The organism is Ktedonosporobacter rubrisoli, assembly GCF_004208415.1.
Taxonomy (GTDB): Bacteria; Chloroflexota; Ktedonobacteria; order Ktedonobacterales; family Ktedonobacteraceae; genus Ktedonosporobacter; species Ktedonosporobacter rubrisoli.
On sequence record NZ_CP035758.1, the window covers coordinates 4,436,786 to 4,461,176 of the forward strand.

A 24,391-nucleotide genomic window follows, 5' to 3' on the forward strand; every position below is an offset into this window, starting at 1 on the left:
AGAACAAGACCTCGGGTGAGGGTGGCACCTGAACCTCGGCAGACCAATAGATGCGGCTTCGTTTGTTTTGCTACTAGCAATTTTTCCTGACCCAAAGAAGTTACTGGCGAAAGGCCCAGCAGCGCGCCTTGTACATCGGCTTAGGGCTTCTATATTAGCCTTGTGCCTACAGCCTGGGGAGCCATTCTATGGCATTCGAACAGGCAGGTAGTACCTCTATGCTTTTAGCGTGTTATACGCTATAATGATTTCCGACGCGACATAAAAAATCTAGTTCTACCTTTGGTAATATGCTTGTAACAACCAGGAGCGAGGTTCAGCCAATGAGATGTCCAAGGTGTGGGAATGAGATTAGCCCAGGAGAGGCATTCTGTGGGCAGTGCGGAGCTCCAAGCGTGCCATCTTCGCATGAGACACAAATGGTGAACCGCTCCTCTCTATCCCATGGACTACCAGGCCCTGAAAATACGCGTTCTCCTCTCAGGCCATCACAATCTAATCTCTATAATCCGAGGACGCAAATCCCGCCGGAACAGCAAAGTTTTAACAACCGTTCTTCGGCTCGTTATCCTGCCTTCGGCCCTAACCAGCCTAGCAGCATTAACAACCGTTCTTCGGCTCGTTATCCCGCCCTCGGCTCCGGGCAATCTGGACAGTTTACTAACCGTTCTTCGGCTCGTTATCCTACGCCGGGCGCTAGCCAGCCTAGCAGTATTAACAATCGTTCTTCGGCCCGCTATCCCGCCTTCGGCCCCGCTCAACAAGCCTTTGGACAAAATCCTCAGTCTTCGCTGAGTAACCCCAATCAACGAACGGGGTTCTATCACGATGCCACAGAAGCTCTTGAGCTGCCACCTACAACAACGGGGCGCTTGTCGCCTCAGGGCTACCAGCAATCGCAGGCTCCTGGCACATCTGTCCCTCATAGCCCTTCATGGCCCGGCATACAGGCCATGCCTGCCGCCTATGGCTCTCAGTCTCAGCATTTCCAGGCAAGCGTTGGTAATTATGCGCCACCAGTACAACCTCAACCTCCTGTCACGCCAGGAGTTGGCTACGATTACAGCAACTACGGCTCCTTCCCTTCTCGTGCGCAAAAATCATCAAGCAGCCCAACTGCCCTGATTATTTGTGTGACGATACTTGTTCTTGTTATCAGCACAGTTGGCCTGACAGCCCTATTTATCAAAAACTCCTCACAGGGTCAGAATACTGCGGCAGCGCCCACGACGACAGCTGTGGCCACAACTGCTCCCGAGGCAACACCAACCATGCAGCCTTCGCCGACAGAGCAGCCTTCGCCAACGGCTATGCCATCGCCCTCCGCTGTACCAACTGTACCAGCTGACAATGGTTTCTTATGGTGCGGCTCCGAATGTACAGGCTATGGTTTCTCTACAGAGTATCCGGCTAACTGGCAACCCGGTGCGGCCGCTAACAATACGGGGGTGCAATTCTCTAATCCGGCTCAGCCCAACACATATGCTGCCTTCAAGGCGCCTGGCCCGACATCCAGTCCAGCCAGCGATATAGTCAGTAATGATCTCCAGGAAAACTTTGCCTCACAGCAAGGCTATACTCCCCCTACGTCTATGTCAACGACGACAATTAGCGGCGAGACCTGGGCCACTACTGTGGCTTACTATCAAGGCGATACAGAAAAAGAGAGGGTCGCCATTTATGCAACTGTCCATCAGGGCAGCGCCTATATTATTGAGTTGCAGGCCCCCGACTCTTCTTTTGATAGTATAAATACGCAGTTTTTTAGCAATATGCTCAGTCGATACCAGTTCATAACTGGGACGCCCACAGCCTAGTACGGAGGCTCTGTGAAATATTTTTTGCTCATTCTTGTCTTCATCGGTGGTATGACCAGCCTTGCACTCGAAATGTGTGCTTCACGGCTCCTTGGCGCCTATTTCGGTACCTCGCTCTATATCTGGGCCGCGCTTATCGGCCTAATCCTGATCTACCTCACTGTCGGCTATTTTCTTGGTGGCCGGTTGGCGGATCGCTATCCTTCTGAACGCTTTCTCTGCGTTGTCACGGCAATAGCCGCGCTGACAACTTCGCTCATCCCGTTTGTGAGTCCGGCTATCCTGTCCTGGTCGGTAACTGCGATGGAGCAAATATCGGTTAGCGCATTTTTAAGCTCTTTGCTCGGAACGATCCTGCTGTTCGCCATTCCAGTAACGCTGCTTGGCCTGGTCTCACCTTTCGCCCTACGCCTCGCCACAAAAGATATTGCCCGCACTGGCCGCATTAGCGGTTCTCTCTATGCGATCTCAACCTTTGGAAGCATTCTAGGCTCGTTCCTACCGGTCCTCTGGCTCATTCCTACCTTCGGTGTGCGACGCACACTGCTTATCTTTGGCGTATTGCTCTTTGCAGCATCCCTCTGGGGCTTGCGTCCGCTCTGGCGCCCAGCCTTTGCCATCTCGCTTATTTTACTGGTTCTGCCCCTGGGACCACTTAAAAATATTCCTTATTTAAAGTATGAGCAGGAATCGCTCTACAACTATATCCAGGTTACTCAGCTTCCTGATGGAACCCGGCAGCTTATCCTAAATGAAGGGCAGGCTATCCACTCCATCTACTATCCAAATCAGAATAGGATACTTACCGGTTGGTACTGGGATTATTTTCTAGCAGCTCCCTACTTTAATAAAGGCTTTACGCCCCAACAGTTGCATCGCGTTGGGATCATCGGTCTGGCTGGAGGAACTATCGCCCATCAGTTTACGCAGGTCTATGGTCCAGTAGCGATTGATGGCGTCGAAATTGATCCTGCAATCGTTGAGGCCGGGCGCAAATATTTCGGTATGACCGAGCCCAATCTACACGTTTATAGCCAGGATGGGCGCGCATTTTTAGCCACTACCCATGAGAAATATGATCTTGTCGCTATCGATGCCTTTGAGCAACCTTATATTCCTTTCCAGCTCACAACACAGGAGTTTTTTACACAGATTCGCGAACATCTTTCCGCAAACGGTGTCGTTGTCCTTAATACTGCCCACACCACTACTGATTTCAGGCTAGTGCAGGCATTTGTCAACACCATGAGCACTGTCTTCCCCAGCGTCTATACCTTCAATGTTCCCGGGACTTTCAATACGGAGATCATGGCCACCATGCAACCAACTTCTATCGAGACGTTGCGCGCAAACCTTACCCAATTGCCAGCCGATACAGTTATGGGAAAGGTAGCCAACGAAGTCTTACCAGTAGTCGAGCAGGGCCATGCCAATGGCGGACTTGTCTTTACCGACGATCGCGCTCCGATCGAGCAGATCACTGATCAATTGCTGCTGGACTATATAGAACATCCGTAAGTATTGACAGTCTCCAAATTGTAATGTAATGTGTCACGGGCCATAAGTTACGGTACCGGTAGAAGATCCTAGAAAGCTGAGAGGAAACATCACTATGGTGGTAGTTGCAGTTATCGGAGCACAATGGGGAGACGAAGGCAAGGGCAAAATAGTTGATGAACTAGCCATGAGCGCCGATTTCGTCGTACGTTACCAGGGCGGCAGCAATGCAGGTCACCGGGTAGTACATGAGAAAGGTGAATTTTCCTTCCGCCTCGTCCCATCCGGTATTCTCTATCCCAATACCACATGTGTTATCGGAAATGGCGTCGTGGTCGATCCCAAGGGTCTGATTCAGGAAATGGAAGAGTTGGAACGCCAGGATGTCGATATTTCACGGCTCTATATCAGCGAACGCGCGCATGTAGTTATGCCCTATCATTTCTTGCTCGATAGGCTAGAAGAAGAGGCGCGCGGGGCAGAAAAATTTGATAGCGCTTTACGAGGCATCGGTCCCGCTTATGTGGATAAGCATGCCCGTAATGGTATTCGTATGGCCGATCTGCTTGACGTCGATACTTTCCGCGCCAAACTTTCTACTATTCTACACCAGAAGAACCGTATGATTACGCAAATCTATAGCCAGCCCCCCTCTCGCTGGAAGAAATTCATGGAGAGTATTTTGGCTATGGATTGCGTCTGCATTCCCACATCGCCGATACCCAGAAGATGCTTCATGATGCTTTGTTTGACCGCAAGGTCATTTTGCTAGAAGGTGCGCAGGGAGCACTTCTTGATATCGACTTTGGTACCTATCCGTTCGTTACTTCTTCCTCTACCATGGCGGCCAACGCTGCCGTTGGGGCCGGCCTTCCTCCTCGCTCTATCAATCGTGTCGTTGGTGTATACAAGGCCTATAATACGCGCGCCGGCAGCGGCCCTATGCCAACAGGCCTCTTCAATTCTATGGGCCAGGAAATGCGTAAGCGCGGCCATGAATATGGCCTTCATGCGGGACGAGAGCGGCGCTGCGGCTGGTTCGATGCTGTGGCGGGACGCTTCGTGGCTCAACTTAACGGGCTTGACGCTGCTGTGATTACTAAGCTGGATGTTCTCGATACCTTCTCCACTGTCAAAATCTGTACAGCCTATAATCTGCGCGGCTCTATTATCCATAGCATACCGGCTAATCTTAGCGATTTTGCTGCCTGTGAACCTATTTATGAAGAGCTAGAAGGCTGGCAATGCAGCACCACGGGCATCAGTTCTTACGACGATCTACCCGCAGCGGCAAAGACTTATCTTAAACGTCTTGAAGAACTTTTGGAGACTCCAATAGCAATGATTTCTGTAAGCCCTCAGAGAGGCAAAACTATTCAGTTACAAGATGTTCTGGCTGAGCCGGAGCCCGATACCTACCATCCCAGACATACCTTGAATTAGGCATGCTATCTCTACTTGGCGCTTTGGATTTTTCTCACTATTTCTTACTTATATAGCACGCCAGGCGGCAGAACCCCTCTGGAGATCCTCCTCCTGGCGTTATGAGATGCTTACATACGTAGCATATTGCTCCTGTCCACCTCCAGATATCCTAGCTCCTCTAGCTTCCTAAAGATGCGGGAGATACTTTCCTCAACAGTTTCCTTGTCGGTCTCTATGATGAGTTCTGGCTGGACAGGCACCTCATAGGGATCATCTACGCCTGTAAACTCTTTCTTCTTGCCCTCCTTCACAAGGCGATAAAGCCCTTTCACGTCGCGCTGGCTACAAACTTCAAGCGGACATTTTACATAAATCTCGACAAAGTTACCAATCGTCTGGCGGGCCCACCGACGTGTCTGGCTATAGGGAGAAATGGCAGCTACGATACAGACAACATCATTGCGCGTAAGCAGGCTGGCCACAAAAGCAATGCGCTTGCCGTTGATGTCGCGATCCTCACGACTAAAGCCAAGACCTTTGCTCAAATTGGTGCGCACGATGTCCCCGTCCAAGAGTTCCACATTGCATCCCCGTGTCCTCAAACGATCCTCCATGGCTCGCGCCAGCGTGCTCTTCCCGGCCCCCGATAGTCCTGTAAACCAGAGCGTAAAACCTGGACCCATCATTACATCTCCTTCTTCAATTATCCACCACCAGGGCTCAAAGTTCATTAGAAGCCTGTTTCTGGCAGATATTCACTTTTTTTCATATATATTGTAACTACTGTTACATATCATTACAAGAATATCGACAAGTCGGGCTATTTCTTAAGCAGCTAGCAGAGCATAGGTCGAGCAAGAGTAGGGAAGAGATCAGATTTTTACACACCTGATCTATGGCCTCCATCTCACTTTACTCATGCATCATTTGCCTTTTCCGCAGCCTGGTGGATGCGCACGGCGGGGCTAGCCAGCATAACCGAGATGATTGCCAGAATAACGATTAACGCGCCAGCCCAATAGGGCGTAGCATGGCCAAGCTGAACATAGAGCAGACCACCAAATAGCGGTCCCAAAATCATTGCCAGCGACTGCATCGACTGGCTAGCTCCGCCAATCAAACCTTGCTGGTGAGGCCCGGCCAGGTGCGAGGTCAGGCTGCGTAGCGCATTCTCCACAAGACCTCCTGCACCGGCGAAGACAACTACCCCCATAATAAGCAGAAGTGGTGAAGCAATCAGCGCAACAGAGCCAATCAGGATATAGCTAAGGACAACTAACACGAGAGAGCCAATAGACAACTTTACGCCACCAAAGATAGGTAGCAGTCTGCCCACAAGTACACCCTGCACGAGAATATCAACTACACCAACAGCTGTTACAACGATGCCGGCAGCAGTGGCATCCCAGCCCAGGCTATCCTTTAGCAGGACAGTCAGGATTGCCCCCATACTGGCAAATGGAAAGTAATAAAAGAAGCCAGCCAGCAGGAGCCAGCGCAAGTGGGCAAAGGTAAACACTCCGCCTAATTGTTTAAATGGGTTGAGATCCTGCAGGCTAATTGTGAGCCTGCGATGCTCTTGCGGCAAACTCTCAGGTAGAAAGAAGAAGCCCCAGGCAATATCAAGCAGGATAACAAGGGCTGCAACCAGAAATGGCACACTATAGTTGACAGTTGCTAACAAGCCACCAAGGCTGGGGCCAATGATAAGGCCAACTCCGGAAAAGCCTCCGATGAGTCCAAAGTATTTCCCTCGTTCTTCCGGCTCAGTGATATCCGCGATATAGGCAAAGATAACGCTAAAGTTACCACCCGTCAGGCCATCGATAATCCTGCCAAGAAAAAGCAGCAAGAGCGAGTTCCCCAGTCCAAAGAGCAGGTAGCCAACCACGGAGCCCAACAAACAAATGAGCAGGATCGGACGACGCCCAAAGCGATCGCTCAATAATCCCAGGGCTGGGGCAGCAAGAAGCTGACTGATACCATAGCTCGAAGTCAGAAAAGCCACAACGAGGGCAAGATTTTGCGGATCATCCAGATGCTGCAAGGTCATAAACGGTACTACAGGATTGATAATAGTCATGCCCATGGTATTGAGGCAGGCAACGACCACGAGAAAGAAGATGGCTTTGCGCCCGGGAGCAGGTGTCTTGCTCTCAGAGGCATGTCGAACATCAGGGTTAGAGGCATTCATCGAGCAACCTCCTCGCCGTCGCTCCTTCTGACATACATTAATGAGAGTAGTGCAACGCTTTCAATTGTCGAGACGCTACAGCTTATTAGCACTTCAGCTAGTGCTAAGCAGGTAAGGCGTACCGTAGCCAAGTTTAATTTCATAGAATCTTCCTTGCTTGTTTTTAGATTGCTTCTACGGTACTTGTTAGCTGGATGAGTCAGCATCATCTAGCCGGATGATTCGCACCACCCGGGGATCATTCCTATTCTTCAAGACAAGGGGATATTCTAGCAAGCAAGAGGCATTATATGAATAGCTTAAGGAGAAGTAAGGGCAGAGCGGGATTTTCTAGCCGTCACCTTTGTCCCCCAACAGGCGGCTTGCGCAACTTTCTACTACGAGGCGCAAAGTAAGTGTTCCCCAACACACAGAGCAAGAGCCAGATGAAGCAAGATTATCCCAACGGTTTTTTGGCCATAGCCGCGCCACTTCGTGGGAAGCGCGCAGGGCAAAGCTTTTGCTGCTCCCAGACAAGAAGGCGGCGCCCATCTGCCAGGCCCGGCAATTTCACAGGTATATCAGACTTGAGCAAAGTCCCTAGCTGGATTGCAGCACGCTTCCCCAGCGCCAGCTCCTCAGTCAACTCGCCCTTCTTGGGCAAAATAATCAGGCCGCCCACCCGGCAATACGGCGCGCTATATTCTAATAAAGAGGAAAGTGATGCTACGGCCCGGGCAGTTACCACATCAAACGAGGCCCGATACGCGGGAGTGTGAGCCAATTCTTCCGCCCGCCCATGAATAGCCTCAACCCCATCCAGGCCTAACGCCTCAATCATATGCCGGAGAAAGTTTACTTTCTTGCCCGTAGCTTCCAGCAGCGTTACCCTCCATCGAGGAGACACTATCTTTAGAGGTAGCCCTGGGAAACCAGCGCCAGAACCGATATCAAGCAGGCGGGTATCTGGCGCGCGATATGCAGCGAGCAAAGACAACGAATCGAGGAAGTGTTTTAATAACACTTCCTCAGAATCTGTGATAGCCGTAAGGTTTACACGAGTATTCCAGTCAAGCAAAGCTTGTTGATAATACACAAGCTGCTCAATCTGCTGGCTGCTTAAATCAAGATCAAGTTCGTGCAATCCCTCAACGAAGGCAGCCGATAAATTTTCAGACATCTACGATATAATCTTCCGCTTACTATTCAAGTAATCGACAAGCAGATACTCGCCAAGGTTGTCTCTGTCAGTGTAGAACATGCGTCCATGATTGACCTCAGTCAATTGATCCACGAAGGCAACCATGTAGGGATCGTCATACAGCATGAAAGTATTAATAGTAATCCCATCACGTGTACAACGCTGAGCTTCAAGAAGCGTCTGCTGCTCGGCATAAGGGCTGGGGAAGGCGAACTGCCATCCACCATATCGCTCCTCGTACCAGACAGTAGGACCGCCATCTGTAATCATAATAATCTGCTTATTGACGCCACGATGCCGCGCCAACAACTGCCGCGCCAGCATCAGGCCATGAGCCATATTTGTGCCACGATCATTATCGTAGCGGCTCATCTCTATCAACTCGTTGGGCTTATATTCACGAGCTATGAACGAAAACCCCACAATATAGAGATTGTCGCGCGGAAACTGCGAACGGATCAAGCTTTCCAGCGCAACCGCCACTTTCTTCGCCGCCGGCTGACAACCATTATAGATCATACTCAGGCTCATGTCGATCATCAATACTGTCGAAGACTGCGTTGTAAACTCAGTGCGATAGACCTCGAAGTCTTCCTTTTGCAAGGCCACCGGCGTACCGGTACCGCGCCGGTGAACCGCGTTCATCAGCGTTTTTTGCAGATCCAGCAAGAATGGATCGCCAAACTGATAGGCCTTACTCTCATCGGAGCGCTCGCCACCTATACCACGGAAAGGACTGACATGGCGTCCAAAGCCATCGCGCTTGAGCTTATTGAAGATATCCTGTAGAGCTTTCTGGCCAATCTTGCGGATGCCACGCGCCGTCAACTCCCAGCGCTTGCCCTTCTTCTCGATATAGCCAGCTTCTTCCAGCGTCTTCATTAGCTCTTTTAACTGCTCAATAGACTGATACTCTTCATCGCCAAGCAGTTCCTTGACCTTATCGCTATCAACCGCCCCAATATCATCAAGGCGCCGCGCCTCCTGAAACTGCTCTTCTAACCCCTCAATCTGCTGCAAGCGTCCCATCATACGCATCGCCTCATTAAGGGGCAATGTCTCATTGCCTCTAAAAGGGAAACGCGTACGTACCTGCTCCATCGGAGCCAGGGCCTCAAGGTTCTGGGCCAGCTCTAGCATATCGACGCGAATACGATCATCGCCAACAAGCTGATCCATCAATTGCTGCAGCTCCTGCCGCTGCTCAGAAGAGAGATTGTCAAGAATGCCCTGCATGGCTGCCTGCTGCATCTGCATCTGCTCAATCAGATCATCAAGAGAGTTGACACCCGGAAAGTATTCACCATATTTCTGCATAAACGAATCGAAATCCGGCTCCCGGCCTTCTTGTCGTTCACGCAACATCTTATTTAAATCACGGATCATCTCGCGCAATTTGGTGACATCTTCCTGCGTCATATTCTGCATCGATTGCTGCATTCCCTGGAAGAACTGCTGCATCATCTGCTGCTGCAGGCCCTCCATCAATTCCTGGAATTTCTCGCGGGCCTGCTCATCCATGAAGTCATACTCAGAGAGCCCTTTTATCTGGCCGGGAATATCTTGTGGCAACTTATCAAGATATTCCTGCTTGCGCTTAGCAATCATCTCCAGCATTTTACGCATCTGTGCAGGAGAAAGCGCCTCCTGACCTGTTTGTCCTGACTGACCGGCTTGCCCAGCTTCGGACGACTCCCCCGACTGATTAGGCGCTGACTGTTGCCCACGCTGTTCTTGAGCCGACTGATCCTCAGCCTGGGGTTGTTGCTCCTCCTGATCAGAAGAAGCTTGTTGGCTGGTCTGCCCCTGCTGCCCTGGAGATTGATTTTCCAGGCGTTGTTGAATGCCCTCGCGCTCTAAGCGCTTCACCTCTTCAAGCTTCTCACGCAGATCATCCATCACCCCCGAGGCCATATTATATCGATTCAGTTGCTCGCCACGCATGTTACGCATGCGCTCCATCATCTCGCGCAAGCCCATCGCCCGCTGACCGTTCTCACCGCGAACGCCTTCCTGCATTAGACGTTTAAGCGCCTGCTGCAGGTTACCATTCTCAAGATAATCGTCAGAAAGAGCTTTCAGGATATCATCAGCGTCTAAGCCTTCAATACGCTGAGTACCATCCCAACGCGAGTATCCGTAGCGATTCCTGTAAAAGCGTTCGAACATATCTATATGTTCCTTTAGCGTCGATAGCGTACTCTGCCGCGAACTTCATCCTTATTGAGACGTCGGTTCAGGTGTAGCCCTTCGAGTATAAACTCGATGGAAGAGGCAATAGTTGCCGGGCTACCACGCCCATTAAGCTTATCAATAGCTTTGCTCAGGCCACCAACCTTAGAAAGCTGATTGACATATTCCATAGCAGGCATATCATCGCCTACCTGAACATTCAATCCGCGCTCAAAACCAGCCACTAGCTGGTCAAACTCGCGCGCATCAAAGTAGTCGCCAAAGACGCTGAGTAGGGCCGCATTGATGAGCTTCTGGACCACGCGCTCTTCCTTTACATCGCCGACAGCATCAAGTTCGATCTTTCCACAGGTGGAAGCCATAATTGCTTCAAGATCGCCCACGCGAGGCGCTGCCTGACGCTCCTTGAGCCGTAGAGCTCGTCTGCTAGCATTACTCAATACGTTCTCAAAGTTTGAGACAGAGACGCGGACGCTTACCCCGGAGCGCTGGCTAATATCATTGCTGCGCCGCGCCAGCTGCGTAATTTCTGCAATCACTTCCTTCATAAACTGAGGAACAACAATCTCCAGTCCATCGGTGCTAAAGTGACTGCTCTCCGCCTCCATAATCTGGATCTCGTGCTCAACTGCTTGCGGATAGTGAGTACGAATTTCAGAACCCACGCGGTCCTTCAACGGAGTAATAATGCGTCCACGGTTCGTATAATCTTCAGGGTTGGCGCTGGCCACAACGTACACATCCAGGGGCAAACGAATCTTGTAGCCACGGATCTGCACATCGCGCTCTTCCATAATATTTAATAAACCGACCTGGATGCGTTCGGCCAGATCAGGTAACTCGTTGATACAAAAGATACCACGGTTTGTGCGAGGAATCATTCCGTAGTGGATAGTCAGCTCATCGGAGAGATAGCGTCCTTCGGCTACACGCACAGGATCTACCTCACCAACAAGATCAGAGATAGTAATATCAGGTGTGGCCAGCTTTTCGCCGTAGCGTCTATCGCGAGGCAGCCAGGCAATTTCTACTTCGTCGCCTGATTCTTCCACCTTATCACGGCAAGCTTTACAGATAGGCTCAAATGGATCGTCATTTATCTCACAGCCAGCGATCACTGGCACAACCTCATCCAACAAATTGACAAGGCTACGAGCCATACGCGTCTTTGCCTGACCACGCTCACCAAGGAAGATAACATCCTGACCCGAGAGGATAGCATTCTCGATCTGCGGGATAACTGTCTCCTCGTAGCCAACTATGCCTGGGAACAGCTCTTCGCCATTACGGATCTTCTGGACCAGGTTTTTACGCATCTCTTCCTTGACAGAAAGCACTCTATATCCACTTGCTCGCAATTCGCCAATAGTGCGTGGTCGAGTCGTTATGGTCATTCGGTTTCGTGCTACCTTTCTTGGGGATTGGCTTTGTGTGCTCCATGTCCGGTACTGAGGCTAGTAACCGACCTGCATGATCGTACACAACCAAAAAACAGGTGGAACCATATTTAATATTGATGGGCATAATTTGCTACCGGGTCGATACGCCCGGTGAGTATCTCTATTATACAATATCGGATCTAGTATTGTCTTCTTAGCTAGCGCAATATCCAGGATTATTTAATTTTCCTGTTTTGCCCCACCCACCCGCCCGAGAAGAAGGGAAAATGGGGCACGCCCCGGCAGAGGACTGGCTGTCCTCTGCTCCCTGTCCCTCGGACAGGATGCTCTTGCTTCTATAAAAACTAAATAGCCCTGGCGCAACATCCAGGACTTTCAAGCTCTGGTTTTTGGGCCTCCTGGCGGCGGCAAGGAGGAAACACTCTGGGCACAGCCCCGCGCCAAAGTCAAGGGCGAAGCCCTTAACAATCCCAGTGATGCAAAAAACTGGCGTGTATGATGCGCCAAGCCAACCTATCAGCGTTTAATCCGCATCTTATTAGGATAACCCGCGCTGCTATCAGCAATCACTCAATATCTATTTCTCAGGGCTAAAAATTTACTCAAGAAAATTACCAAAACCCTAAAGATGTGAATAAGACACACCAAAAATGTTTTACTTGTACCAGGGGCTGTGCTACACTATGTAGCGAACATCGCATGCTATTGTAGCAGACTTATCATAAAATCATGGCATGCTTGTATCTCCCTAAACAGAGAGCATTTTTTTCTCTTTCAAAGGATGACAGGATAGTATGACACAGGATTCTGTGACACACGTAACAGCAAACAACGCTCACGAGGACGAACACGCGCAGGGAAAAGGCTCGCTAGGTCCTATTCTTTGTTGGGCAGTTGTCTTCGCAGACATTGGTACTTCGGTCTATTATACCCCAGGAATTCTTTTTCAATCCGTTCAGGGATTGGCCGGTTTCTTTGTTTTCCTGACGATGGCCGTTTTTGTTCTGCTCACCCTGAAATATGCAGAAGTCACGCACCGCTTTCCGCAGGGTGGCGGAGTGGTCACCGTCGCAGGGCAGGCGCTTAACCCCTGGTTTGGCGCCCTGGGAGGCATGTTTATTCTGGTGGACTACTTTTTAACGGCAGCCATCAGTTCGCTCTCAGGGCTCACTTACTTCAGCGTGGTTTTTCCGGCCATCGGCCCCTATGTGCTATGGATTACCATAGGCATTATCATTCTCCTGGGCATTCTCAACTGGATAGGCATTAGCGAAAGTGCCAAAGTGAGCCTGGCTGGAGCTGTTATCGCGTTTATCAGTGACCTCGCTATCTTGTTCACGGTTTTTACGCATCTTTCTTTCAGCCAGTTTCTGGTCTTGATCGAAAAGATGTTTGCCAGCCATGCCCTCACTCCGGAGGCCTTGCTGGCCGGTTTCGCCGGTTCCTTCCTGGCATTCTCAGGTCTGGAAAGTATCTCTCAGCTCTCGCCCGTAATGCGAGCCCCACGCAAGAAAACAGCCAGCTGGGCCCTTTTCTTCGTGGTCATCACGATTGGCATAACCAGCCCACTGCTGACAATTCTCTCAACCAATCTGCTACCAGTTGCGGCAGCTGATCCTGTTAAGAGCCAGCAGATCATTTCCTTGCTCGCCGGTCACTGGGGAAATATTGTTCTGCAAACAGAAGTTGCCATCAGCGCTAGCGCGCTCCTGGTCTTCGCCTGTAACACAGCCATCATCGGCTCCTACCATGTGTTTATGGCCCTCTCCCGGATGGAGTTTCTGCCGAGCTTCATCCTGGACCGCAACAAACTGCGCGGCACGCCTCACTATTCGATTGCCCTGGCTACCGGAATTCCCGTGGCCGTACTCATTATAGTATGGGGCAACATCAATATTCTCGGCGATATGTATGCATTCGGCTTGCTTGGCGCCTTTACGCTTACTTGCCTGAGCCTGGATATTGTACGCACGCGGGAGTGGCGCAAAGCTCTGCGCATCCTACACCATAAGCAACAGGATGGCAACCTCGCTTCAGAGGAGAGGAATGCTGCGCGCGAGCTAACTTCGCTGCATGATCTACAAGCTTCTGACACACCTGACCCGGCCAAAGAAACAGCACCTGCCCCTAATGGATTGGCACCTATAGGAGGTGGAATGTCTGTAGTTCAGAAAACCCGTGGTCTCTGGTTCAAGATAGATTTCTCCCTGGGTGTTCTTACTACATTGCTCGTCGCCGTAGCCTGGTCCACAAATCTTGTTACCAAGCCTCTGGCCACAGTCTTTGGCGGAAGCGTGGCTCTTCTGGGTATGGTTATAGCCTATATCAACTATAGAAGCTCACAAAAGAGTGGGCGCGTACCTGTTCCCGTTGTTGTCAGGCGCGTCGAAGAACGCCTGCCCGATTGCGTACTAGCTGTACTCCTCGCCAAAAGTAAAAACAATGATGCCATTATTCGTGCAGCAATCAATGACTCTGAGGAGAGCAGGCCTGTAGTATTCCTCTATATAGGTGAGCACAAGCCACGCGAGACAGCTCCACGCATGATGGAAATTGTTGATCCCTACCTGGAAGACCAAAAAGCGAAAGAGAGCTTTGGTAAGGCCGAAAGCCTGGCCATTAAGACGAAAGTACCTACACGTCGCTATATCTACCTGCAGGCCCAGCCAGATATCGTAGCGCAGGTCTGGCAAAAACTGCGCCCACGTGATACGATCATTGCAGCGGAAGACAATGAGCAATTCCAGGATATCAATCCTGACCGCATCCGCTATGAAACAACACCGGAAGGTAAGGTAGCCCACCTGCTTAAACGCTGGTAACAGGCAGTTTATGAAGCCCAGACGTGTTCTTCTCTCAGCATTAACGCTTATATGTATAGCCCTGGCCTCCTGCAGTCCAGGGCATCTTGGTGGCAATGTCATCGCCTTTATACGCGATGGGCATCTGTGGACAAGCGATCCTGATGGGGCCAATGCATTTGAGGTCGTGGCTCAGGGCACGCCAGTCATCGGCTATAGCTGGTCACCAACCCACCGCCTGCTTGCCTTTCGCGCGCTTGATCCAAGTCTTGCCCAGAAGCCTGCCGCCCGCAACCTGAAAAGCAATCCCCTGACGGGAACAATTGTCGATGAAGCAAGCACCATCAATACAATTGGCGTTGACGGCGGCTCTGCTATCCCTACAGCGCTCTCTAGCCCTGACGTGCTCTATAGCAATGCCATGTGGAACTCCAGCGGGACACGTCTGCTGTATCGCCAAACTGGCAGAGCAGATCTTAGCAGCCCAGAGTCAGCCATCTGGTGGGTAGCCCAGAATGATCAGCCTGGGGGCATCGCAGCTAAGTCGCTACCGCCCAGTTACTCTATACCTTCGATTTCATCTACCAACCAACAAATCGTTGGGAATTCGAGTCGCGGGCTCTTCACTACAACGCTGGCGGGAACGCAGCTCCGCTACCTTACTGACAAGCCACTGCCCGGCCATCCTTTCCCAGCTACCTTAGAGCGTGTTCTCTGGCAGCCGGGTCAGCAAAATGCCAGCTTGCTGTACGCTCTTCCCGCACCATCTGCTCGTGCGGCTGGTGATACAGCGCCAATTGAGCTACAGCTTATCCTACGTACCCCTGATGGACATGCCACGGCTCTTACACGTTGTAAGTGCACTCAGTTCGCCTGGTCTCCTGATGGCAAACACATTTTATACAGTACTGACTCAACCTATAGCATATTTAATCTCGCAGACCATACCTCATTCACCATCCCTGACGCCAACAATAGCGTACCTTACTGGTCGCCAGACAGCCAATTTCTCTTGCTTGACGGTCCGCATACACTTAGCCTTGTGCACATTGCTGATAAGCAAACCAGCCTCCTACTCACTGACGCTCCCAGTGCACCGACTAACGCGGCCTCCAAAGCATTTCCAGCCATCAATAGCCTATTGCAGCCGGTACCAAATAGTTTGTGGTCCTCAGACAGCCGCCACTTCCTTTTCCTCACCCACAATCGTCTACTCTGGCAAAATCACGGTATCAAGGCAGGTCTCTACACAATTACGATCAATAGTAAAGGTCAGCCCCTTGGAGCGCCAAGCTTAGTCGATACGGGTAAGGATACGCAGGCCGGATGGTCCTACCAGGACCCCAACACGTCCTTTGTATACTAAGGAGCTCCACATGCTGGCAAGCCCTTATTGTACTGATCCTATAACTCAGGCCTGGAAAGCTCGATAACTACAAGGGATAGGCAATTCTGCTATCTTTCTTCACCCCGAGAGAATTTGCTATAATCGGGCTGTGGCCGATAATTTAATTAGAAAGGACCGACCCGCATGGCAAAAGCTGATAACAATAGGCAAGGGGAATACAAAGAAGACGAAAGCGCCGGCGAAGACGAATATGACGTCTTCGAACTGCTGGAGCGCCTTGAGAGTTTACGCGAAGATATGGAAGAATTACGGGTTACCACGTTAACAGAAGTCAATCGTCGCATAGCAGAATTGCATCAGCAGCTAGACGAAGATTAACTGCTGCATATACAGGATTTAGCCTGCTACTTCTCAGCAGGCAGCAGGCTATCCTATTACTGCGAGCTAGGCGCCGCCGAGGTAGGCCTGGCGCACAAGGTCATTTTTTAGAAGATTATCTGCAGTATCGCTCAAGACGATCTTACCTGTTTGCAGAACATAGCCGCGATCGGCCAGACTAAGGGCCATAGAGGCGTTTTGTTCTACCAGGAAGATAGTCATTCCCTCATCACGAATACGTACAATAGTTTCAAACACGGTCTCGACCAGCAGAGGAGAGAGCCCCATTGATGGCTCATCCATACAAATCATACGTGGACGCGACATCAAAGCTCGCCCCATCGCCAACATCTGTTGCTCACCGCCGGACATCGTACCGGCCACCTGCTTCCTTCGCTCTTGAATGCGGGGAAAGATCTGATAAACATGCTCTAGATCCTGCTTAATCTCTGCGCGGCTTCTACGGCTATAAGCGCCCATCTCTAGATTTTCCAGCACGGTCATACGAGGGAAGATACGCCGCGCTTCTGGGACGAGAGCCAGGCCTGAGCCTACAATATTGCCAGTTAATTTACGCTCGATTTTCTGCCCCTCAAACATGATCGAACCACTACGGGGGCGAAGCAGGCCAAAGATCGTCTTCATAGTCGTCGTCTTGCCAGCCGCATTGGCTCCTAGCAGGCACACAATCTCTCCCTTACTGACCTCCAGGGAGATATTATGCAACACCTGACTTGGGCCATAATATGCATCGACACCTGATAACTGTAACATAGTGGACCTCGTGATCTCTTGTGTATGCCCCGACAAAGGCGAAGGATTGCTTCTCTCTATCATCACATCCCTCCTATTCCCGGGCTTCCTGATCGACCCTGGCAGACTTACCAAGATAAGCCGCGATAACCCTTTCATCACGGCGTACCTCTTCAGGCAAACCTTCAGCAATTTTGCGTCCATAGTCGAGCACAGCAATACGATCTGAGATGCCCATGGTTACAGCAAGCTTATGCTCAATCAACAAGATGGTCAAACCCAACTCATCGCGCAAACGCCGCACATACTTCACAGCCTCCAATGTCTCAGCCTCATTCATACCAGCAGTAGGCTCATCCAGGAGAAGCAGTTTAGGATTAGCCGCCAGAGCGCGCGCAATTTCAACACGCCTTCTCTCAGCGTAAGAGAGGTTCATCACAAATTCGTCTTGCCGTTCCAACAGAGCGGTTCCGAAGAAGGTAAGCAAATCCAGGGCACGCTTACGTGCAGCCTCCTCTTCTTGCTTAACCCGCGGAGGGCGGAATAACGAACCCAGCAAACCAGCTTTAAGCTGTGTATGTTGCCCCACCAGAACATTTTCCAGAACTGTCATATTATTAAACAGGCGAATATTCTGGAAAGTGCGGGTAATCCCACGGGCAACAATCTGGTCAGGGTTATCACCCACCAGCGACTTTCCCTCAAGAAGGATATTGCCGGTAGTTGGACGATAGATGCCAGTAATCAAGTTGAAGACAGTTGTTTTACCAGCGCCATTGGGACCAATCACGCTGATAATCTCCCGCGGCTTAATGACCAGATCCACATCCTGTACCGCGACCAAACCACCAAAGCGCTTAGTGACCTTACTTAGTTCTAGCAAAGCCCCGCTGCTATACTCAGCAGAATCGCCTGCCGGCTTTACACTATTCACGGTCATAACTCTCTCCTAGCGTCGCTGCTACTCAACGTGCACCTCAGCTTCAAACTCCGCTGACCCGGGAGGCTGATCCAGCGCACCCACCTCAACCGGCTCTTCCTCAACTTTATGAAGTTCGCGACGTCTTCTTGCACTGGGTATCAGACCCTCTGGCCGGTAAATCATAATAATCACAAGAATCGTACCAAAGATCAGGTTGCGGATACTTCCGAAAGTGAAACCAGGTATTGCCTGTACAATTACATGGAGGAAGCTACCAGGATCTGACGCTAAACTATCCAACTGGGCCAGGATCAACAGGTTAATAGCATAGACAGCAATAGCACCAACAATTACACCTGGAATGCTGCCCAGGCCCCCGATGACAACCATGGCCAGGTAGATGATAGAGTCAGTTGAGTTAAAGTTATCGGGTGTCACCGTACCAAGTTTAGCAGCATGATACATGCCAGCCAAGCCTGAGAAGAAAGCGCCGGCGCCAAAGGCGAACAACTTGGTACGAGCCAGGTTAATACCTGAAGAGGCTGCAGCTATTTCATCCTCGCGGATGGCAATCCATGCTCGCCCCAAACGAGAATCGCGTAGCCGAATATTGGCAAAGATACACAAAACGATCAATGCCACAATTAAGTAGTAGTAAGGAGCGGGAGTAAAGTTACTCCAATCAACACCGGGGAATTTGGGAGAGTAGACGCTCACCAGGCCGTTGGTACCATTTGTGTACTTATCCAGCTCCAGGAAAACGATTGGCACGATCTCTCCAAAACCCAACGTCACGATAGCTAGATAGTCACCGCGCAAACGCAGCGTAGGAGCGCCAAGTATCACACCCCATAAAGCCGCTATCAGCGCGGCTACAAGTAGCATCGGCCAGAAGAACCAGGGCCAGACCTGCGGATTGACGATTATCCCTGTAAGAGCCTGGAACTGTGGAGAGCCAAACATGCCCCATACATAGGAGCCAATGGCAAAAAAGGCTACATATCCCAGATCGAGCAGCCCGGCAAAGCCAACTACAATATTCAGGCCAAGGGCCAGAATAATATAGAAGCCCGCATCTCCATATCCAGCCAGGCGCCCATTGGTACCAAAGCCGAATAAGAATGGGTCAATTACAGGATAGAACAGCACAAAAGCGCCAATCAATATCAAGTAAAAGCGCTGCGCTCCGCTACTGCGTAGAGGCAAATCATTCGGAACTATATCCTTGGCCTCTTCACTGGCCCGGCTCGAAGAGAGCACACGAAGTTTCTGCCAGCGGCTCACCTTTTGCGGGCCATCACCATTACTTTCTCCATTCCCATTTGTCTTAGCGCTAATCACACGCCGCAAAGCAACAATGCCGCCCAGCTTACCAAGAAAATAGCCAGCCACAGGCAATATAATGGTACGCGCGACAACCCAGATGAGAAGAATGGTCGGTAAAGATCCCATAAAGAAAAAAATGAGATCAACTACCAGTGAGATAACTGCGAATATCGTGGCAAACCAGAAACTACCAAGTATAGCCCGCCTCATCAAGTCAGCTTGACGCGCACTATCGAGAGGCTCTAAATTCTCAAGAACAGTCGAAGGGGTATAGTGAAACAGCTGGAAAGCCTTCTTCCTGAGGAAGAAGTAGAGCACCCAGATGACGAGAGACAGGGCCAGGCCTAGAATCAGGTTATTGGTTGCAATAACCAGCCCCAGGGGCACCAATGTATAGACAAGAACATCTACCCATAGCTCAGCTGGATGACGGCGCCCGCTATCCGCCGCAGTCATATAACCGGCGAGGGCGATCACGGCAGCATAGAAGGCGACCATAAAGATGGCAGCTTGAACAAGAGTCGCCATATCGTACTGGTTACTTTCGCCGAAGAATCCCAGCAGCACGTTATTAATAATCGCTTCTCCGCTCCAAAGTGTAAACACAACTACAGGAACCAGAAGCGCAACAAGCCATTTAACCAGGAGAGCGCCCGCCTCGCGCCCAGGAGGATATAAACGAGAGCTTAATGTACTAGAAGACACGTTTTCACCACCTCGCTTCTGCAGACATGGGTGTAACAGTAAAATTTTTCCCGATAGCTTTTACACTTTCTCCGGCACTTGCTGGCCAAAGAGACCAGAGGGGCGGAACACCAGGATCAAAATGAGGATGGCAAAGATTATTGCACGGGACCACGCACCACCACCATGTGGCAAAACTGACTCAGGGATAAGCGTTGCTAACGACTCAATAACCCCAATAATTATGCCACCCGCCATAGCCCCAGCAATATTGCCAATGCCCCCTAACACCGCAGCAGTAAAGGCAACAAGGCCAAGGTTGAAGCCAACAGTGAAAATTGTGCTGCCATACTGCAATCCATAGATGAAGCCTGCCGCACCAGCTAGCGCCGAACCGATAATGAAGGTGATTGAGATCACTTGATTAACATTTACACCCATAAGAGCTGCCGCATCGCGATCCTGAGCAACAGCACGCATGGCACGACCAATACGCGTACTAGTAACTAACCACTGGAGAGCAACCATCAAAACCACGGCTATCAACACGACGAGCACGTTGATGTTGCTGAAAGACAGTGGACCCAGCGTAAAGTCAACCTTGGGGAAGATCTGCGGGAATGCAACATAGGTATTGCCTTTCCACAACTTGCCAAGATCTTCAAGAATCAACGAAACACCAATAGCGGAGATGAGAGGAGCCAGACGAGGGGCATTACGCAAAGGCCGATAAGCTACTATTTCAATAACTACGCCTAATACAGCACAGACGACGATCGATCCCAAACAAGCCAGCACCAGAGCGCTGACCAGGGTAAAGCCCTGGGGATGAGAATCTGCATTAATGCCCATCAAACTTAAGATTGCAATCGAGACCATTGAGCCTATCATGAAGATGTCGCCGTGGGCAAAGTTAATCAGCTCAATGATGCCATAAACCATGGTATAGCCCAGAGCAATCAGTGCATAAATCGCCCCGGTTGCAATTCCCACGACCAGTAACTGCAAGAAAAGTGACATTAGTGAGGGACCCCACCTTCCTGCTTTATTTTTAAGATTTAGAAACTTGAGGGATGAGAGAGAGCTGTTACACAGGATCTCCTAGCATATGTGAACAGCTCTCTTGCAAGCTAGCCAACCAGTCTAACCAAGTAGCCTACTTGTTGACCCTCAGTCTGGCCAGGCGAACGGCTTAATCCTAGTACTTCAACTGAGTCAAGTACTTCCAACCATTCCCTTGGTCGGGGTTGTCAGCGATGGTGTAGATTGAGATTACATGGTTGGTTGTATCGCCATCTTTATCGAAGGTATGATGGCCGGTGACGCCATTGTAATCGATGTTTTGAATTGCATCGATTACAGCCTGACGGAATACTTTGGCCTGAGTCAGGTCGCTTGAATCCTTTGGAGTGGCCACGCCTTTATTGATAGCCGCCTTGACGGCCTGCATAATAATCATGGCACAATCGTAAGAGGCCGCACTATAGGAAGAAATGTTGTTTATGCCGTAAACCTTGTCAAAGTCCTGGAGGAACTTCTTTGCGGAGTCCAATTTCTGAGCATCGGCACCAGCAACCGAGGTAAACACTGGTCCACCAGTATTGCGAATCGTGCGCGCAAAAGCGCTTGTCGACATACCGTCACCGCCGATAAGGGCAGTATTTTTGAGCTCCGGTACCTGCATCATCTGCTGGCGCAGAGGAGTACCGCCGGTTGAGTCATTGCCACCAAAGAAGATCACATCTGGTTTCCCAGCCGCAGCCTGGGTAAGCAGATTTACAAAGGAAGTAGTGGTGTTGGCAACGCTCTTGCGGTCAAGAACCGTCCCACCAAGAGATTTGAACTGCTCAACGAATACATTGGCAAGGCCTGCACCGTAGGTCTCAGAATCGTCAAAGACGTATGCTTTTCGATAGCCTTTCACCTTGTAGGAAAAATCGGCAAGGGCTTTACCCTGATACTGGTCAGGTGTAGCAATACGGAAATACGTCACCTTACCAGTAGGGCGATAGACCGAGATCTTGCTCTTAGCGCCACCACACTCGTCTTGTGGAACTTCCTTAGTCAAGCAGTCATTAGTGTTGGCCGGGCTAATCAAGGCGATAGGTACCTGATTAACTACTGGCAACTGCGACTGGGCGACATTACTATTGATCGGACCAGCAATCCCTGCAACGAGAGCATCGCCAGCTAGATCAGTGACATTCTTCTGACCCACAGCTGGATCATGTGCGCCATTAGGGCCAACATCATCTTTGGGGTCAAATACGAACTTGTAACCTGGGAGAAGATTTTGAGCATTTGCCTGATCGACTGCCAGGTGGGCTCCGTTTTCCGCAGGCTTACCGGTACTTTCATCCTTACCACTTGCCGGGAAGTCTGTACCGATTTTAATAATAGTGGAGCCTTTAGCAGCCGTTCCACCATTTCCAGTACTGTTACCTGTAGGTGTAGTTCCGGCACCACAGGCAGCTAGCATTGCCAGTAACAAGGGGATTGCCATCGCCAGGACAAAAATGCGTGACCAACGTCTGTGCATGATGTAGTCAGCCTCCTTGTAGCAATATCAATTTTACTAAAATTCAGAGGGCAGCACGATTATAAAGTAATCGCTAACAAATAGAGTTCCCTCCGTTGAAAATAGTACGTCAAACTTCCAGTAATTTCTCACATTTATGTAAGAATTACTTTCCGACCTTGCTTAATCAAATCAAGGATATATTCACCATTTAGAGGATCAAATCAAATAGAAATATCGCTACTTATATTCCATACAGATCTATCAGAGACTGGCATAGGCTGTTGAGATTATACGGACTATACTTAAGGCTGTCAAGATGCAATTCTTACCAAAAAGCCCATTGAGTAGATAACCAATTAAAAAAACTCAACTATAGAATGATCTGTATAGGCATTGATGGCCGGGACGAGACATAGATCCCTCATTTTGAACACTGCGAGCATACCACAGCCTTATTTTCCTTAAGAGACGGAGTGCCGTCAAACGATCGCTGGCGTGAAATACATGATAGTTCAGCGCTTCTAGTTCACTAACACCTGGCAAGCCTGTGGGCATCCTCTTCCAGCAATATGCTCGGCATACAAACTTCCCGCCCTTCCAGATGTTTCTCTGATCCTAACACTGATCATGTAAGAAAGGCAAGTTCAACATGAGCTTGCGCGACGCTTGCGACACAATTGCGACGCAATCCTGAAGCAATCGCCACAACAAAGGGACACGACAATGACAAGGCGAGCCTCCACTTCAATCAAGCACTTCGACAGAGATAAGGAAATAGCAACTATATACTAACAGCCTTATATTCTTTATCCACAACGGGGGCAGGCTGCCAGGCGAAACTATACTATGCACAATACGCTTTGCCAAAGCATCGAGCGAATTTTCGTGTAGCTAGCCAGCTCTCTACAAACTTATGACTTCAAGAGATAGGCATCAAAGAAGGCATTCACGTGTGAGATATATCCAGCGGTATCACTATCAAAAGCCTGAGCATGCCCCGCGCCGGGCACGACCCAATATTGCTTTGGCTGGCTGGCAGCCTGATACAAGGCTTGCATACCATCGAGAGGAGTAACACTATCGGCATCACCATTAATAAAAAATATAGCTGTATGCCCTGCCAGCTTGTTAACTACATCAATAGGCCTTGCCTGCGTAATATCCACCCCATATACTTCTTCCACTAGCTCTTGATCAGCTGTGCGCGCTTCCTCGTCCGGGACATCGGAGGTGACCCGCGTGGCATCTACCGGGCAGCTCTCAGCCACGAGAGCGGCAATGTCATCGGAGCGTGAGGCGGCCAGTACAGCGGCGGTTGCGCCCATGGATAGGCCCAAAACTCCTATTTTGCTATACATCGTATTTGGCAAACCGCGTAAATAGGCAATGGCCGCAAGAACATCTTCGGACTCTACCATGCCAAGCGTCGAAAACGCTCCCTGGCTCCGTCCATAGCTCTGAAAATCAAAAAGTAGTACATTAAAGCCGTGCTTATAGAGAAATGAGGCGCGCGAGATCATCGAAACGCGATTACCTGGTGTACCATGAGTCAGAATAATGACAGGGGCCTGGGGGAAGATAGGGCTAGCCAACCCGAGAGCAGTTCGCCGCGCCAGTTATAAAAAGCAACATCTGCCACGGGCAACTCGTGCACGTCACGGGCTTCTGGGACTGGATCGCCCCGCCCCGGTCGCAGGCCAGCGGTCAATTGAAATAATCTGCTACGCACGCCTGTATTACTACGTAGATTTATACGTTCTGCACTTTGCGGATCTTGTATTGTAGAGGACATCGGACTCATAACGGTTTTAATTGGCGTGTTCCTGACCTGTGGATGTTTCGGCTTCGCATGCGATGGGGAAATAATTCCATGCAAAAACCAGCCAGCAGATATAGCCAGGATCAGGAAAAATACCAATATCAGACGCCGAAACCACAGCCATTTACGCATA

Annotated in this window: 17 protein-coding genes and 3 pseudogenes; 7 read left to right on the top strand and 13 right to left on the bottom strand. The window is 50.3% G+C overall.

Annotated elements, in window-relative coordinates; all coding sequences use genetic code 11:
- Positions 1–323 precede the first annotated feature (323 nt).
- The 4 genes and pseudogenes from EPA93_RS51005 to EPA93_RS51010 form a co-directional block, all read left to right on the top strand.
- Positions 324–389: pseudogene (locus EPA93_RS51005) on the top strand (zinc-ribbon domain-containing protein); the annotation flags it as partial.
- Between the two features lie 6 nt (positions 390–395).
- On the top strand, positions 396–1,817 hold the full coding sequence (locus EPA93_RS19540) for a hypothetical protein (protein WP_242527448.1): 1,422 nt from the start codon (positions 396–398) through the stop codon (positions 1,815–1,817).
- Between the two features lie 12 nt (positions 1,818–1,829).
- Positions 1,830–3,335, top strand: a complete 1,506-nt coding sequence (locus EPA93_RS19545) for a spermidine synthase (RefSeq protein ID WP_129889123.1) — start codon at positions 1,830–1,832, stop codon at positions 3,333–3,335.
- A gap of 88 nt (positions 3,336–3,423) precedes the next feature.
- Positions 3,424–4,757: pseudogene (locus EPA93_RS51010) on the top strand (adenylosuccinate synthase).
- Between the two features lie 110 nt (positions 4,758–4,867).
- On the opposite strand, the gene cysC reads toward EPA93_RS51010, so the two are convergent.
- From cysC to EPA93_RS19575, 5 genes are all read right to left on the bottom strand, one after another.
- Entirely contained in the window at positions 4,868–5,425 is a 558-nt protein-coding gene (gene cysC / locus EPA93_RS19555) for an adenylyl-sulfate kinase (RefSeq protein ID WP_129889124.1), read from the bottom strand.
- 230 nt (positions 5,426–5,655) lie between these two features.
- Positions 5,656–6,933, bottom strand: coding sequence for an MFS transporter (locus tag EPA93_RS19560; RefSeq protein ID WP_129889125.1), 1,278 nt, complete (start codon positions 6,931–6,933; stop codon positions 5,656–5,658).
- A 436-nt stretch (positions 6,934–7,369) separates the two neighbouring features.
- Positions 7,370–8,092 (bottom strand): 16S rRNA (guanine(527)-N(7))-methyltransferase RsmG, encoded by a 723-nt coding sequence (rsmG, locus tag EPA93_RS19565; protein WP_129889126.1) that lies wholly within the window; start codon positions 8,090–8,092, stop codon positions 7,370–7,372.
- On the bottom strand, positions 8,093–10,282 hold the full coding sequence (locus tag EPA93_RS19570) for a VWA domain-containing protein (protein WP_129889127.1): 2,190 nt from the start codon (positions 10,280–10,282) through the stop codon (positions 8,093–8,095).
- Positions 10,283–10,296: 14 nt separating this feature from the next.
- Positions 10,297–11,700 (bottom strand): sigma 54-interacting transcriptional regulator, encoded by a 1,404-nt coding sequence (locus EPA93_RS19575; protein ID WP_129889128.1) that lies wholly within the window; start codon positions 11,698–11,700, stop codon positions 10,297–10,299.
- Positions 11,701–12,500: 800 nt separating this feature from the next.
- Between EPA93_RS19575 and EPA93_RS19580 the strand changes: the two genes are divergently transcribed.
- The 3 genes from EPA93_RS19580 (at position 12,501) to EPA93_RS19590 (ending at position 16,233) form a co-directional block, all read left to right on the top strand.
- Positions 12,501–14,528: an APC family permease gene (locus EPA93_RS19580; RefSeq protein WP_129889129.1), complete on the top strand. Its 2,028-nt coding sequence runs from the start codon at positions 12,501–12,503 to the stop codon at positions 14,526–14,528.
- 10 nt (positions 14,529–14,538) lie between these two features.
- Complete coding sequence (locus EPA93_RS19585) at positions 14,539–15,873, top strand: TolB family protein (protein ID WP_129889130.1); 1,335 nt, start codon at positions 14,539–14,541, stop codon at positions 15,871–15,873.
- Positions 15,874–16,038: 165 nt separating this feature from the next.
- Positions 16,039–16,233, top strand: coding sequence for a hypothetical protein (locus EPA93_RS19590; RefSeq protein ID WP_129889131.1), 195 nt, complete (start codon positions 16,039–16,041; stop codon positions 16,231–16,233).
- A gap of 66 nt (positions 16,234–16,299) precedes the next feature.
- Here EPA93_RS19590 and EPA93_RS19595 read toward each other — a convergent pair whose 3' ends face one another.
- The 8 genes and pseudogenes from EPA93_RS19595 to EPA93_RS19625 form a co-directional block, all read right to left on the bottom strand.
- Positions 16,300–17,007 carry an ABC transporter ATP-binding protein gene (locus EPA93_RS19595; protein ID WP_129889132.1) on the bottom strand — a complete coding sequence of 236 codons (708 nt, stop codon included), beginning with the start codon at positions 17,005–17,007 and terminating at the stop codon, positions 16,300–16,302.
- Positions 17,008–17,080: 73 nt separating this feature from the next.
- Positions 17,081–17,326, bottom strand: coding sequence for an ABC transporter ATP-binding protein C-terminal domain-containing protein (locus EPA93_RS51015; protein WP_422877894.1), 246 nt, complete (start codon positions 17,324–17,326; stop codon positions 17,081–17,083).
- A gap of 6 nt (positions 17,327–17,332) precedes the next feature.
- Positions 17,333–17,926, bottom strand: a pseudogene (locus EPA93_RS19600) (ABC transporter ATP-binding protein); the annotation flags it as partial.
- A gap of 21 nt (positions 17,927–17,947) precedes the next feature.
- Positions 17,948–19,939 carry a branched-chain amino acid ABC transporter permease gene (locus tag EPA93_RS19605; protein WP_129889134.1) on the bottom strand — a complete coding sequence of 664 codons (1,992 nt, stop codon included), beginning with the start codon at positions 19,937–19,939 and terminating at the stop codon, positions 17,948–17,950.
- Between the two features lie 60 nt (positions 19,940–19,999).
- Positions 20,000–20,938 carry a branched-chain amino acid ABC transporter permease gene (locus EPA93_RS19610; protein WP_129889135.1) on the bottom strand — a complete coding sequence of 313 codons (939 nt, stop codon included), beginning with the start codon at positions 20,936–20,938 and terminating at the stop codon, positions 20,000–20,002.
- 178 nt (positions 20,939–21,116) lie between these two features.
- Positions 21,117–22,457, bottom strand: a complete 1,341-nt coding sequence (locus tag EPA93_RS19615; protein ID WP_129889136.1) for a branched-chain amino acid ABC transporter substrate-binding protein — start codon at positions 22,455–22,457, stop codon at positions 21,117–21,119.
- 893 nt (positions 22,458–23,350) lie between these two features.
- On the bottom strand, positions 23,351–24,031 hold the full coding sequence (locus EPA93_RS19620) for an alpha/beta hydrolase (RefSeq protein WP_165423259.1): 681 nt from the start codon (positions 24,029–24,031) through the stop codon (positions 23,351–23,353).
- Positions 23,989–24,390 carry a hypothetical protein gene (locus EPA93_RS19625; RefSeq protein WP_129889138.1) on the bottom strand — a complete coding sequence of 134 codons (402 nt, stop codon included), beginning with the start codon at positions 24,388–24,390 and terminating at the stop codon, positions 23,989–23,991. The genes EPA93_RS19620 and EPA93_RS19625 overlap by 43 nt, the downstream gene beginning before the upstream one ends.
- Between the last annotated feature and the right edge of the window lies 1 nt (position 24,391).

What these genes read in the sequence shown, in the direction of transcription:
- cysC (WP_129889124.1), bottom strand. Translation starts at nt 5,425, where the DNA reads ATGATGGGTCCAGGTTTTACGCTCTGGTTTACAGGACTATCGGGGGCC.
- EPA93_RS19560 (WP_129889125.1), bottom strand. Translation starts at nt 6,933, where the DNA reads ATGAATGCCTCTAACCCTGATGTTCGACATGCCTCTGAGAGCAAGACA.
- rsmG (WP_129889126.1), bottom strand. Translation starts at nt 8,092, where the DNA reads ATGTCTGAAAATTTATCGGCTGCCTTCGTTGAGGGATTGCACGAACTT.
- EPA93_RS19570 (WP_129889127.1), bottom strand. Translation starts at nt 10,282, where the DNA reads ATGTTCGAACGCTTTTACAGGAATCGCTACGGATACTCGCGTTGGGAT.
- EPA93_RS19575 (WP_129889128.1), bottom strand. Translation starts at nt 11,700, where the DNA reads ATGACCATAACGACTCGACCACGCACTATTGGCGAATTGCGAGCAAGT.
- EPA93_RS19580 (WP_129889129.1), top strand. Translation starts at nt 12,501, where the DNA reads ATGACACAGGATTCTGTGACACACGTAACAGCAAACAACGCTCACGAG.
- EPA93_RS19585 (WP_129889130.1), top strand. Translation starts at nt 14,539, where the DNA reads ATGAAGCCCAGACGTGTTCTTCTCTCAGCATTAACGCTTATATGTATA.
- EPA93_RS19590 (WP_129889131.1), top strand. Translation starts at nt 16,039, where the DNA reads ATGGCAAAAGCTGATAACAATAGGCAAGGGGAATACAAAGAAGACGAA.
- EPA93_RS19595 (WP_129889132.1), bottom strand. Translation starts at nt 17,007, where the DNA reads ATGTTACAGTTATCAGGTGTCGATGCATATTATGGCCCAAGTCAGGTG.
- EPA93_RS51015 (WP_422877894.1), bottom strand. Translation starts at nt 17,326, where the DNA reads ATGAATGAGGCTGAGACATTGGAGGCTGTGAAGTATGTGCGGCGTTTG.
- EPA93_RS19610 (WP_129889135.1), bottom strand. Translation starts at nt 20,938, where the DNA reads ATGTCACTTTTCTTGCAGTTACTGGTCGTGGGAATTGCAACCGGGGCG.
- EPA93_RS19615 (WP_129889136.1), bottom strand. Translation starts at nt 22,457, where the DNA reads ATGCACAGACGTTGGTCACGCATTTTTGTCCTGGCGATGGCAATCCCC.
- EPA93_RS19625 (WP_129889138.1), bottom strand. Translation starts at nt 24,390, where the DNA reads ATGCGTAAATGGCTGTGGTTTCGGCGTCTGATATTGGTATTTTTCCTG.